Raw genomic sequence first — 12,657 nt, 5'->3', positions numbered from 1 at the left:
TCTGGCCATCACTCACCGGGAGGAAGTGCATGAACAAGTTTGGGACCCTATTGGCAAGCACAGTGCTGGCGGTTGGTTTTTCCGCGTCAGCCATGGCTGCAGACATCAACCTGACCATTTCAAGCTGGCTGCCGCCATCGCATCCGATCAACGTCGACATGCTCGAAGGCCTCGTTGACATGATGGAAGAAGCCACCGACGGCAAGGTCAGCGGCGAGATCAAGCTGGGCCTGGCTCCTCCGCCGGCGCAGATGGACCTCATTCTCGACGGCGCGGCCGACATGACGATCATTTTCAACGGCTATCAGCCGGGCCGGTTCGTTGCCACGAAGCTGATCGAGCTTCCGGGCTACGAAGGCAATGCCGAGGCCGCATCCGTTGCTTACTGGCGCGTCTATGAAAAGTACCTGGCCCAGCTGAACGAATTCAAGGGAACCAAGGTGGTTGCCCTGACCACACACGGCCCCGGCCAGATCCACTCCAACAAGCCGGTCAACAAGCTGTCTGACCTGCAAGGCCTCAAGACCCGTCTCGGCGGCGGCGTTTCCGCCGACGTCGGAGCTGAACTCGGCCTCATCGGCATTCAGGTCCCTGCCCCCAAGGTCTATGAAACCTTGTCCTCGGGCGCGGCTGATGCCGTGGCCATGAACATGGGTGAACGCCTGAGCTTCAAGCTCAACGAGGTCGCCAAGAATGTGTATGAAATGCCCGGCGGTTTCTACCGCGGTTCGTTTGCGGTCCTCATGAGCGAAGACAAGTTCAACTCGATGCCTGACGACGTCAAGGCCGCGCTCGAGGCAACAGTCTTCGGCGAACCAGCATCGAAGATGATGGGCATCGCCTGGGACGCAAGCGATGTCCGGGCACGCGAGGCCACCATGGCCGCGGGCGACAACAAGATCGTCACCGCCAGCGCCGAAGACCAGGCTGAATTCGCGGAAATGGCTGCGCGCGTGCGCACCAAGGTCCTGGCCGAAATTTCGGCTCTCGGGATCGATGCAGACGCCGCCCACGAAATGGTGGCGTCGACAATGGCATCCTACGGCAAGTAACATCATTGCGGGGGCGCGCTGTCGTGCCCCCGCAAATCTGCCATCAGGGAGCCAATCATGAAACCCATCGCCAGAGCGCTGAACCGGTTGACGGAGTTGCCGATGCTCCTCGCCGCGGCAACATTGTTTGCCCTGATGGTGCTGACATTTGCCGACGTCATCATGCGCTCCACCTTCTCCGCCCCGATTGAAGCGGCCACCGAGCTCACACGCATCGCCATGGCGGTGATCGTCTTTTCCGCGCTCCCGGTCATCTCCGGCAGAGCCGAGCATATCGTCGTCGATCTGCTTGACCCGCTCTTTCGCAAAGCCGGTATCGAACGCATTCTCGATGGCCTGGTCACCCTGGTCTGCGGCATCCTGCTCGTCTGGCCCGCCATGCGTTCCTTCGACCTGGCCAACCGCGCCCGAAGTTACGGTGACTTGACCGAATACCTCTCGATCCCTGTCTTCTACATCACATGGTTCATCGCATTCATGACGCTTGTGACTGCAATTACAATGGCGCTTCGCGGAACCATCATTCTGTTCAGGCCGAGCTTGCTGCGAGGCACCAATGATTGAATCCCTTATCGGTTTTGCCGCAGTGCTGGTTCTGGTGCTGCTGCGCATGCCCATTGCCTTTGCCATGGCCATCGTCGGCATGATCGGCATGACCTACGAAACCAACTTCATGGCGGCGATTTCGCTGGTCTCGAGGCTGATCATCGATACCAGCCAGGACTACGGCCTGTCGGTCGTGCCGCTGTTCATCCTGATGGGCCTGTTCGTCAACAAGGGCGGCATCAGCCGCGAACTCTACCAGGTCTCCAACGCGTTTCTCGGCCATTTCCGTGGCGGTCTGGCGATGGCCACGATCGTCGCTTGCGGTGGTTTTGCCGCCATTTGCGGATCATCGCTGGCCACAGCCGCCACCATGTCCAAGGTAGTAATGCCGGAAATGCGCAAGCTCGGCTATTCGGATGAGCTGTCCTCGGCGTCCATTGCCGCCGGCGGCACGCTGGGAATTCTCATTCCGCCCTCCGTCATTCTGGTGATCTACGGTCTTCTGACTGAAACCTCCATCGGCAAGCTGTTCATCGCCGGCATCATTCCCGGCATTCTCGGTATCCTGTTTTACCTGGTCGCAGTTCAGATCTCGGTCTACCGCAATCCTGCCGCCGGCCCCGCAGGACGCCGTTTCAGCTTCGTCGAGAAGATGCAGGCGCTCAGTGGCGTCTGGTCGGTGCTTTTGCTGTTCTTCCTCGTCATCGGCGGACTCTACGGCGCGCTGGATTTCTGGCCGATCCACCTCACCTTCTCCCCCACCGAAGCCGCAGGCATGGGCGCTATGGGCGCCTTCCTGATCGCCCTGTTCCGCGGCACGCTGACGGTCAGGGAAACCATCACCGTTCTCAAGGAAACAGCGGCAACAACCGCCCAGCTGTTCAGCGTTCTGATCGGCGCCTGGATTTTCTCCAACTTCGTCAATTACGCAGGCCTGCCCGAAGGCCTCAAGGAGATGATCACCAGCGCGGATCTGTCACCCTGGCTGGTGATGACGGTTATCCTGCTCATCTACGTGGCGCTTGGCTGCGTCTTCGAGAGCCTGTCGATGCTGCTGCTGACCGTGCCGATCTTCTTCCCGATCGTTGTCGGGCTCGGATTCGATCCTGTCTGGTTCGGCATCGTCGTCGTGGTGGTCACCGAGATCAGCCTGATCACCCCGCCAGTCGGGCTCAACGTCTTCATTCTCAAGAGCGTTGTCGGCGACATCTCTGTCGGCACCATCTTCAGGGGCGTCACCCCGTTCTGGATGATGGACATCGTCCGGCTGCTGATCCTGGTGCTGTTCCCCTGGCTGGTGCTGTTCCTGCCCTCGCAGATGTAGCCTCCGCCCCGGCGGTTTCGATCCGCGCCTTCGCCAGTACCATCTCGTCAGGCGGCCAGCATCGTGCTGCCTGACGCGCAGCCATGCCAACGAACATTCCCCTTCCCTTACGGCATCACACGGCAAATGCGGACGGACTTGTGCGCCGGTCATGCTGCCTCCGGACGTTAGCCATCCTGCCCTGACTTGACCTTGCGCCGGCACCGGCCTATTTTTTGAGTATTCGCTCAAAAAATAGGTGCCCAATGAACCGCCCCGTTTCCCATCGTGATATTTCGGTACCCGAGAACTGGAACCGGCGCGGCCTTCCGGGCTGGACCTACCACAGCCAGGCCTTTCTCGAACTCGAGAAGCAGGAACTCTTCCGCAAGCACTGGCAGATCGCCTGCCATGTCTCGGATCTGCCCGAGTCCGGCAATTACATCGCCTTCGACATGTGCGGCGAGCGGGCGCTGGTGCTGCGCGGAGCCGATGGCGAGGTCCGCGCCTTCCACAACATGTGCCGGCACCGCGGCGCCCGCGTCGTCGCGGATGAACACGGTTCCTGCAAGGGCGCGCTGGTCTGCCCGTTCCACGGCTGGGTCTACAATCTCGACGGCACCCTGCGCGGCGCGGCACGGCCGAAATCCTTCCCCGATCTCGACAAGGTCGAGTTTGGCTTGCAATCACTGGAAGCCGAAATCTGGAACGGCTTTGTCTTCGTCCGGTTCGAGAAAGGCCCGCAGGGTTCTGTCGCCGACATGTTCTCGCCCTTCGCCGGGGAAATCGCCCACTTCGATCTCGACAGCGTGGTGCCCTGCAGCGAAACCTGGACAATGGTTTCCAGGGTCAACTGGAAATCCGTCCGCGACGTCGACAATGAAGGCTACCACGTCGCCCTCGCCCATCCTGCCCTGCAGGACCTCTATGGCCGCTCCTATTTCGACGAGCCCTTCGTCAATGGCGTTTCCAGGTCCTACGCCGAATGCAACGAGAACGGCCGTCGCTGGAGTGTCCGCAACTACCTCAAGGCCATGCAGCCGCGACCCGGCATGCCCGATTACCTCAAGCGCGCCTGGGTCTATTACGGCATGTTCCCCAACGCCGTTATCGCCGTGACACCGGAGTTGGTGCAGTTCTACCAGGAGTTCCCGCTCTCCACCGGCGAGACGCTGCTGCGCGGCGGCATTTACCGGTACCGCGAAGAGACCCGGGAACAGAGGCTGGCGCGCAAGCTGGCCATCCGGATTGATTATGAAACCATGGGCGAGGATGTCCGGCTGACCGAGTGGTCAAACGAGGCGATGAATTCAAGCGCCTTCAAGGGTTTCTATCTCTCCGACCTCGAATATGGCGTACGCAGCCATCACGACCACCTCCGTGCAATCCTGCCGGTCAGCACGATCGAGGCGCGCCCGCACGAAGACAATGTCGCGCGCCTCAATCAGGAGATGACGGCCAAGGCCTGAACCATCCGGTTTCTCCGCAAACAAAAACACCCGCCGGCAGATTTCCGGGCGGGTGTTTGCATTATTGATCTCCGTGGCAAGACAGGTCTCAGCCCTGCCAGATCCCTTCCTGACGCAGATCGCGCATGGTCCGCGATATGCCCTCGTGCAGGATCCCCGCCATGCTGTCGATCTGATCGCGGGTAATCACCAGCGGCGGTGACATCACGCACATATGCACCAGCGGACGGACCAGCAATCCCAGTTCCTGGCAATGCTTGTCGATCCGGTTGCCGACTTCGGTGTCGAGCCGGATCGGGTTGTGGCTTTCCCGGTCGGCAACGCATTCGATGCACGCCATCAACCCCATGCCGCGAACTTCACCGACCAGCTCGAGTTTTTCCAGTGCTTTCATTTTCTCATGAAAGTAGGGGGTGATCCCGCGCGTATATTCGAGCAGGTCCTCTTCGAGGATGTCGAGGTTTTTCAGCGCCACGGCACAACCGATCGGATGGCTGGAATAGGTCAGCCCGTGCGCATACATCGCTTCCGGATGATTGGACGTGCGCAGGTTGGCAAGCAACCGGTCCGACACCACCATGCCACCGAGCGGGAAGTAACCCGACGTCACTCCCTTGGCGAAGGTGATGATGTCCGGCACCACGTCAAAACAGGCTTCCGATGCAAACACATGCCCGAGCCGGCCAAAACCGGTCACCACTTCGTCGACGATGAACAGGATATCGTTTTCGGTACAGATATCGCGAATGGCCTGGAAATAGCCATCCGGCGGAACGATCACACCGCCCGACGCCATGATCGGTTCGCCAATGAACGCCGCGATATTCTCGGGCCCGTGCTCGCGCACCGCCTCTGCGAACTCGGCCACCAGTTGATCGCCAAATTCCTCGAGGCTCATCTCCCGGGGACGGCGGAAAGGATCGGGGCACGACAGCCGGATCATCATATCGTCGGCGAAATCCATCCAGTTCCGCGAGCGCTGGCTGCCGTTCAGGCTGGCCGAGAGATAGGTGCTGCCATGGTATCCGCCTTCGCGGCAGATGATCTTCTTCTTTGCCTCTAGCCCGCGGACATTGTTGTAGAACTGCGCAAAACGCAGCGCACTTTCCACCGCAGTCGATCCCCCGGTGGTAAAGAACACATGATCGAGATCGCCCGGTGCATGACCGGCGATGCGCCGGGCCAGTTCCGCCGACGGCTCGTTGGTTGTGTACCATGGAGAATTGTAGGACAGCTCCATCGCCTGTTCCTTGAGAACATCGGCCAGCGCCTCGTTGCGGTGGCCAACATTCGTGCACCACATTCCGGCCGGACCGTCGATCAGCTTGCGGCCCTTCTCGTCGTGCACATAGACCCCCTCGCCCACTCCCAGCATGCCGCGCGATTCCGCCCCGATCGACCCCGCCGACGGCCAGGGCTGGATCAGGTGATCGACTGCATCCTGCGTGGCATTTTCATAAAGATTGGGGTGCTTTTCGGACATGATGCGGACTTCCCGGAAGGTATGCGCGGCGACGGATCGCGACAGAGATTCTGTGCCATCTGGATTGCTTATTGAATGGCTGTTCATTCAATTTGACAGAAAAACGGCTTGCATTCAACTTTCTTTTGGCCTCAAATCGGGGTGACTTGTTCCGGGCCACACCCGAAAGGACAGGCCCCCGAAAAGCCGGCAGGAAACCTGCTGGCCAATCAGTCACGGCGAGGAACTGCATTTGGATCCGTCTGCCTCCACACTGCCCGTTGAGCGGACTGCCGGCGAGGTGCCGGTCATGCGGTTCCTGCGCTCTGAGACCGGCAAGGGCTGGCTGACGATTTCCCCGCCGCTGCTTTACGCCATGCTTTTGCTGATCGGACCGGTCATCGTGATCGTTGCCAACAGCTTCTGGTCTCAGGATTACCTGACCATCGACCGCACGTTCACGCTTGAGAATTACAAGGCGGCACTGACCGAACCGATCTACCGCGACCTGTTGATGCGCTCGCTGTTCGTCTCGGTCACGGTCGCCTTCGTCACTGTCATCCTCGCCTACCCGGTCGCATGGTTCGTCTCGTTTTACGGAGGCCGCTACAAGGGGCTTTGGCTGTTCATCATCACCGTTCCGTTCTGGTCCGGCTACCTTCTGCGCATTCTGTCGTGGAAGGTGATCCTGGGCTACAAGGGCGTGCTCAACACCGGTCTGCTCTACCTCGGCGTTATCTCGGAACCGCTGAGTTCGCTGATCTACAACGTCAATGCCGTCATCATCACGCTTGCCCACAGCTGGGCGGCATTCGCGATCCTGCCGCTTTTCGTCTCGCTGGAAAAGCTCGACCGCTCTCTTCTCGAAGCCGCCGCAGACCTGGGCGACGGCCCCGTGCGCCGATTTTTCCGGATCACACTTCCGCTGACCATGCCCGGCATCATAGCCGCCCTGATGATTGTCATGATCCCGACGGTTGGAGATTACGTCACCCCAAAGCTAGTGGGCGGCAAGGACGGCGTGATGATCGCCAATGCCATTCAGGTTCAGTTCGGCAAGGCCTCGAACTGGCCGCTGGGTGCAGCACTGGCCGTCAGCACCATGGTGATCGTCTCGATGGTCGCGGGCGCCATTGTCGTGCTGTTTGCCGGGCTGAAGAGGCTGCTCAAATGAGGTTCCTTCCCACGTCCCGGCGGCTGCTTTCCAGTTACGTGATCATCTATGTGGCGATCCTGTATTTTCCGGTCCTGCTGCTGCCGGTTTTCTCCTTCAATGATTCCGCCACCCCGAAGCTGCCCCTGGTCGGCTTCACCTTCAAATGGTATGAGAGCCTGGCCAGCAACACAGCCATGCATGGCGCGGCCTGGAACTCTCTCATCGTCGGCGTCAGCGCGGCCTTTCTCTCCACGGCACTCGGCATTTGCGCCGCCCGCGCCATCACCCGGCATCGCTTCCGCGGCAAGGCCGCCGCCGGCAGCCTGATCATGGCGCCGCTGATCCTGCCCGAGATCATCATCGCCATTTCCCTGCTCGTCGTCCTTCTGGGTCTGGGCATGCAACTCTCGTTGATCACCGTCATCCTCGGCCACCTGCTGATCTGCGTTCCCTATTCGGTGACGGTTCTGATCTCCGGTTTCGAAGGATTCGATCCCAGCATGGAGGAAGCTTCGCGCGACCTCGGTGAAACCGCCTTCGGGACGCTCAGACGCGTCACGCTCCCCATGTTGATGCCATCCATCGTCTCCAGCCTGCTGGTCACCTTCACCATCTCGCTCGACGAATTCATTCTCGCCTTCTTCCTCAGCGGTGCCGAGCCGACATTGCCGGTCTACATCTGGGGTCAACTGCGCTTTGCCGCCAAGCTTCCCAATGTTCTCGCACTCGGCTCCATCCTGATTGCCGCATCACTGGTTTTGCTCACGGCAGCTGAAATGTTCCGCCGCAGGGCCGAACGGAAAATGGCGGTCCGCCCATGAGCATTGCAGCCGATGCCGAACAGCAACCCGACCAGATGGGCCGATTGACCATGACACCCTCACCGATGATCGAAATCAGGAATGTCGACAAGAGCTTCGGCCTGTTCCGCGCCCTCGACACACTCAACGCTTCGATCAGGGAAGGCGAGTTTTTCTCGCTTCTTGGGCCTTCGGGATGTGGCAAGACCACGCTGCTCAGGATGATTGGCGGCTTCGACACCCCATCCTCGGGCGAGATCCTGATCGGCGGCAAGTCCATGGCCGGCATCCCGCCTAATCTCAGACCCACGAACATGGTGTTTCAAAGCTATGCCATCTTCCCCCATCTCAATGTCTCTGAGAACGTGGCCTACGGCCTCAAGCGGTTGCGGCTGGGACGCGAGGAAGAGGAAAGCCGTGTCAGGCAGGCACTGGAACAGGTCGAGCTCTCCGGGCTCGGTCCGCGCATGGGCAACCAGCTCTCCGGCGGCCAGCGCCAGCGCGTCGCTCTCGCCCGCGCATTGGTGATGCGCCCCAAGGTCCTGCTGCTCGATGAGCCGCTGTCGGCACTCGACAAGAAGTTGCGCGAGCAGATGCAGGTCGAGCTCCGGCACCTGCAGCGTCAGATCGGCATCACCTTCATCCTGGTCACGCATGACCAGTATGAAGCACTGAGCATGTCGGACCGGATTGCCGTGATGTTCGAGGGCCGCATCGCCCAAATCGCCGAACCCAAGGAAATCTACCAGAATCCCGCCACCCGGCAGGTTGCCGATTTCCTCGGCGGCATGAATTTTCTCACATCCTCGCACCTGTCTGTCAGCGGCAAGGATTTCAAGGCAACCCTTCCCGGTATCGGCGAGACTACCGGCCATCTCTCCGGCAAGGCGATTTCCGATCCGGCCAAGGCAATCATCGGCATCAGGCCCGAGCGTTTGCGCATCGTCTGGGAGGGCGAAACGGCAGACCCGATGATCAGCGGCAAGGTGGTCGACCGCAATTACTTTGGTGAAGTCACTTCGCTGGAAGTCGCCATCGAGGGGCAGAGCCAGTACCTGTCGGTTGTCGAAACCAACGACTTCGGCGCCGACGACATTCCGATCGGTTCGGACATTCGCATCACCTATGACCCGGACGCGTTTGTCATCATGCAGGGCTGACCGACACGGGGATCTCCCTGTCAGGCAGCCGCCCTGCGGGCCTGCTCAAGTGGAAAAGGCGCCGGACATCCCGGCGCCTTCATTGGCTTCAATCTGATTGGCAAGTGCAATCAGTACCCGGCCTTGATCTTCTCGAATTCGGCGATCATTTTCTGCTTCAGCTCCACCGGAACCGGTGACTGGAACAGCGTCTTGTCGGCAAAGGCCGCAACGTCGCCATACCCGGCACCTTCCAGTGTTTCCGCATCGATCGCGCCCATGCCCTTGGCATTTGAGTGGCCATACCCCCATTCGGAAACAATGTAGGACGACACCGCCGGATCAAGCGTGGCATTGATATAATCATAGGCCTTGTCTTCGCTGCCTTCGCCATCCTCAAGCAACACATAACCGCACACCCAGGTGGACAGGCCTTCATCCGTGTCCTTCTTGATCGCCACAGGCACGTCGTCTGCCATCAGCGTGGTCGCGGTTTCATTCCAGGCCCATGCCAGATCAACCTCCTCACCGGCCATCGCCTGGCTCAGTTCGGTGTTGTCGGTCCAGTACAGGCGCACGTTCTTGTGCACGTCGCGAATGAAGGCTGACGCCTCTTCGAACTGCGCATCCGTCATCCTGGCCCAATCGGTCAGGCCGATGGCAAGTGAGGCCAGCGCATAGGCATCGTCAACATTGTCGCCGATGGACACGCGGTCCTTGAACTTGGGGTCCGCAAAGGCCGACAGCGATGTGATATCAGCCTCGTCCACCTTGTCGGTGCGGTAGGTCAGTGCGGTGTTGCCCCATTCAAACGGCACCAGCCAGGCCTTGCCGTCTTCTGTGGTCATCAGATCCTTCATCGCATGGAAGCCGGGCAGAATATTGTCCCACTCTGAAATGCGGGACGTATCGAGCGGCTTTAGCAGGCCGGCATCACGCCACTTGACCACGCTTTGCGAGCACGGGTGCGCGACATCTGCCTTGAATCCCGTTCTCAGCTTCTGAAACGCTTCCTCTTCATCCCCGAAGAAGGCGAAAGTCGGCGAATCCCCGTGCTTCTCGACATAGGCCGGATGAAATGCCGGGTCTTCATAGCCTGACCAGTCAAACACTGTCAGCTCACTGTCACCCGCCGTTGCGGCCATCGGCGCAACACTGAGCGACAAGGCAATGGAGAAACTGGAAATCATGCCTCTGGACGTTTTCTTATGCATTTTAGTCTCCTTCATTGATCTTCTGGCTGAAGTCTCAACGGCGTACCGTCACCTGAAAAGTGCTTTGGAAAAATCGTGCCCAGTGTATCGAGAGCGACCTTGAGCGCAGTCTCGCGCTTGTAATCCTTGCCGAACAACATCATCCGCAGCCACAGGCCTTCCTGCATCGCGTAGATCGCATCGGCCGTGCTTTGCGCATCGAAGGCATAGCCGCCCTCATCCTTGGCTTGCCGGCACATCTGGGCCAGTGTGGTGCGGTACTTGTCGTCCCGCTCCCATGCCAGCTTCTGATAGGTCGGCCGTGACTTGGCTTCCGTGATCAGCGCAAACCAGGCAGCAAGCTTGCGGTGCGTGCAGATCTTGCGGTCGAGATCGGCCGTCACCATCGCCAGCAATTGCGAAGCCGTGTCGCTCTTCGCCTTGCCCACCATCGCCAGCCAGTTGGACGTGTACTCATCCTGCAGGTACCTGATGGTTTCACTCAGCAGGTTGTCCTTGCTGGTAAAATGGAAATTGACGATCCCCCGCGACAACCCCGCGCCATCGGCCACGTCGGCAAGCGTCGTTGCCGCATAGCCGCGCTTGGCCAGTGAATCGATCGTCGCATTGATCAACTGCTCCCGCCGCAATGCCTTGGGTTCGCGTCTCCGCGCCGCTTCCGTTGCGGGCGCTGCGGTCTCGTTCTTACGTCCTTCGCTCAGGGTCTCGATCCTTCTTCATGGCATTGAGTGTGCATCTGGCCTGGTACCGAACAGATGGGTCGGACAGTGTTCGCCGCTGTCGAGCACCGTCTGCATGGCGCTCCAGGTCCTGATGTTCTTGTCGACATAATCGGCGCCGACTGCCTCGGCGACCGGGCCATACAATGGGCCCTTGAGCCGCTCGAGTTCAACCCGTGCCACCTCGCGATACCATTCATTGCGGTTGAGTGTCCGGACATCGGTGAAGCCGGCCTTTTCCATGGCCGCCTCATAGCGCCGGGCAGACGCCATTCCGAAACTCAACCCCTCGGCAGCGAGATATGCCCGCATCGCATCGGATGGTTCGCCATCATGCGATGTCATCCAGTCGCTGGCGGCAAACCGGCCACCGGGCCTGAGCACACGGTAAATGTCTTCAAACAACGCTTCCTTGTCAGCCACATGAATGAGCGCGTCCTTGGAGAACACCACGTCAAAGCTCTCGTCGGCGAAGGGAAGCGGCCCCGGCGCATCGCGCACGAACCGGGCCCGGTCCGCAAGCCCCTGCTCTGCCGCCCGCTTCATCGCCAGGTCGACAACCGGCTGCTCGACATCAAAGCCGACAATGCCCGCTGGCTGATAGTGTCGCGCCAGAAACAGCGTGATGCCACCCGACCCGCAACCGATGTCGAGCACCTGCCTGCCCGCAAGATCCATATCGGCGACGACCCGGCGCACTTCATCAGGACCGCCCGGCGACAGGAAGCCCTCGCCCCACAACGCCTCGAGAAACCGGATCGCCGTATCGTCATATTCCGGCACATCGCCCTCCGGGAGATTTCCGGCAAGGGGCTTTGGTGCAGAAGCGGGAAAGCCATCCATCATGATGGGTCGTGTTCCTCGTTCAAACGGTTTTGCGAATTATTGGCGCAAAGCACCACCAATGCAACAAATTTGTTGAACGTTCATTCAATAGCGATCTTCCGCCAAACACCTGCCAACTCTGCGGATCCGGCTGTCGTTGAAATTTCGCACCCTCGTCACTCCAGTCGGAACAACGCGGACAGCAATCTGGACAGAGAGTGTTCAGCAAGCCCGGCTAGCGCTGCTGTGTTCAGAAACGGTGCGCATGGTCCGGGATAAGAAGGCGCAGATGCGCGAATGCCGCTTCGAGCGCTTCCTCGCGCGTGAGCGGATGGCCCTGCATATGCATCTGCAGCCACAACCCGTCGGTAAAGGCGTCGATGGACTGGGTCAGCAGTTCCGGGTCCGGCCCGCCCGACACCGCCACCAGATCGCGGCAACTCGAAAGCATCGCATCGTTTCGCTCGATCTCTGCTTCCACGCAAATCTTGTTGTAGAGCGGCTGTGCTCCAGCTTCGCCCCAGAACGAGAACCACAGCGCAAGCTTGGTCTGGCTGCAGATCTCGGGGCTGAAATCGACCCGGATCAGTTGCAGGATCCGGTCCAGCGGATCAGGTGTGGCAATCGCTTCACGCCAGGCTTCCCGGTACTCCTGCAGCATCCGCGACAGGGTTTCGGTCAGCAGCCGTTCCTTGTTCTTGAAATGAAACACCAGCACACCCTGCGACACACCGGCCGCAGCGGATACACTGGCGAATGTCGTACCGCTGATGCCCTGCCGAGCCACCACTTCAACCACAGCCTCGATCACCCGCGCCTGTGTGCGAATGCTGGTCGGAGACACCCTTTGTGTATCAGCCCCTTGCGTCATGCCGAATCTCTAACGCACAGGAAAGAAAGATGACAGAACAAATTTTTTGACTGAACGCTCAGTTTATTCTAGCCTTGTTTTTTCTCATTCCCGGGGCGGCT

Annotated in this window: 12 protein-coding genes; 7 read left to right on the top strand and 5 right to left on the bottom strand. The window is 59.8% G+C overall.

The window, feature by feature from the left end:
- Window positions 1–29: 29 nt before the first annotated feature.
- From WNY80_RS00665 to WNY80_RS00650, 4 genes are all read left to right on the top strand, one after another.
- The gene (locus WNY80_RS00665) at window positions 30–1,052 is read left to right on the top strand and encodes a TRAP transporter substrate-binding protein (RefSeq protein ID WP_342885411.1); all 1,023 of its coding nucleotides are present in this window, start codon (window positions 30–32) and stop codon (window positions 1,050–1,052) included.
- Window positions 1,053–1,109: 57 nt separating this feature from the next.
- Complete coding sequence (locus WNY80_RS00660; RefSeq protein ID WP_342885410.1) at window positions 1,110–1,616, top strand: TRAP transporter small permease subunit; 507 nt, start codon at window positions 1,110–1,112, stop codon at window positions 1,614–1,616.
- Complete coding sequence (locus WNY80_RS00655) at window positions 1,609–2,922, top strand: TRAP transporter large permease (protein WP_342885409.1); 1,314 nt, start codon at window positions 1,609–1,611, stop codon at window positions 2,920–2,922. Before WNY80_RS00660 ends, WNY80_RS00655 begins: the two co-directional genes overlap by 8 nt.
- 245 nt (window positions 2,923–3,167) lie before the next feature.
- The gene (locus WNY80_RS00650; RefSeq protein ID WP_342885408.1) at window positions 3,168–4,370 is read left to right on the top strand and encodes an aromatic ring-hydroxylating dioxygenase subunit alpha; all 1,203 of its coding nucleotides are present in this window, start codon (window positions 3,168–3,170) and stop codon (window positions 4,368–4,370) included.
- Between the two features lie 88 nt (window positions 4,371–4,458).
- On the opposite strand, the gene WNY80_RS00645 is transcribed toward WNY80_RS00650, so the two are convergent.
- Entirely contained in the window at window positions 4,459–5,853 is a 1,395-nt protein-coding gene (locus WNY80_RS00645) for an aminotransferase (protein ID WP_342885407.1), read from the bottom strand.
- Between the two features lie 289 nt (window positions 5,854–6,142).
- Between WNY80_RS00645 and WNY80_RS00640 the strand changes: the two genes are divergently transcribed.
- The 3 genes from WNY80_RS00640 to WNY80_RS00630 all read left to right on the top strand — a co-directional run bounded on the left by WNY80_RS00640 (window position 6,143) and on the right by WNY80_RS00630 (window position 8,948).
- Window positions 6,143–7,006: an ABC transporter permease gene (locus WNY80_RS00640; protein WP_342886276.1), complete on the top strand. Its 864-nt coding sequence runs from the start codon at window positions 6,143–6,145 to the stop codon at window positions 7,004–7,006.
- Complete coding sequence (locus WNY80_RS00635; protein WP_342885406.1) at window positions 7,003–7,809, top strand: ABC transporter permease; 807 nt, start codon at window positions 7,003–7,005, stop codon at window positions 7,807–7,809. Before WNY80_RS00640 ends, WNY80_RS00635 begins: the two co-directional genes overlap by 4 nt.
- Before the next feature lie 65 nt (window positions 7,810–7,874).
- Window positions 7,875–8,948, top strand: a complete 1,074-nt coding sequence (locus tag WNY80_RS00630) for an ABC transporter ATP-binding protein (RefSeq protein ID WP_342886275.1) — start codon at window positions 7,875–7,877, stop codon at window positions 8,946–8,948.
- A gap of 110 nt (window positions 8,949–9,058) precedes the next feature.
- On the opposite strand, the gene WNY80_RS00625 is transcribed toward WNY80_RS00630, so the two are convergent.
- The 4 genes from WNY80_RS00625 to WNY80_RS00610 form a co-directional block, all read right to left on the bottom strand.
- On the bottom strand, window positions 9,059–10,141 hold the full coding sequence (locus tag WNY80_RS00625; protein ID WP_342885405.1) for an extracellular solute-binding protein: 1,083 nt from the start codon (window positions 10,139–10,141) through the stop codon (window positions 9,059–9,061).
- Window positions 10,142–10,152: 11 nt separating this feature from the next.
- Window positions 10,153–10,755, bottom strand: coding sequence for a TetR family transcriptional regulator C-terminal domain-containing protein (locus tag WNY80_RS00620; RefSeq protein ID WP_342885404.1), 603 nt, complete (start codon window positions 10,753–10,755; stop codon window positions 10,153–10,155).
- Window positions 10,756–10,857: 102 nt separating this feature from the next.
- Window positions 10,858–11,706 (bottom strand): methyltransferase domain-containing protein, encoded by an 849-nt coding sequence (locus WNY80_RS00615; protein WP_342885403.1) that lies wholly within the window; start codon window positions 11,704–11,706, stop codon window positions 10,858–10,860.
- Window positions 11,707–11,935: 229 nt separating this feature from the next.
- Window positions 11,936–12,556 (bottom strand): TetR family transcriptional regulator C-terminal domain-containing protein, encoded by a 621-nt coding sequence (locus tag WNY80_RS00610; RefSeq protein ID WP_342885402.1) that lies wholly within the window; start codon window positions 12,554–12,556, stop codon window positions 11,936–11,938.
- Window positions 12,557–12,657: the final 101 nt, after the last annotated feature.

It is taken from the genome of Hoeflea sp. AS16, from assembly GCF_038900095.1.
Lineage (GTDB): Bacteria > Pseudomonadota > Alphaproteobacteria > Rhizobiales > Rhizobiaceae > Hoeflea.
Note: the sequence above shows the minus strand (reverse complement) of the source record. Positions and strands in the feature narration are given on the sequence as shown.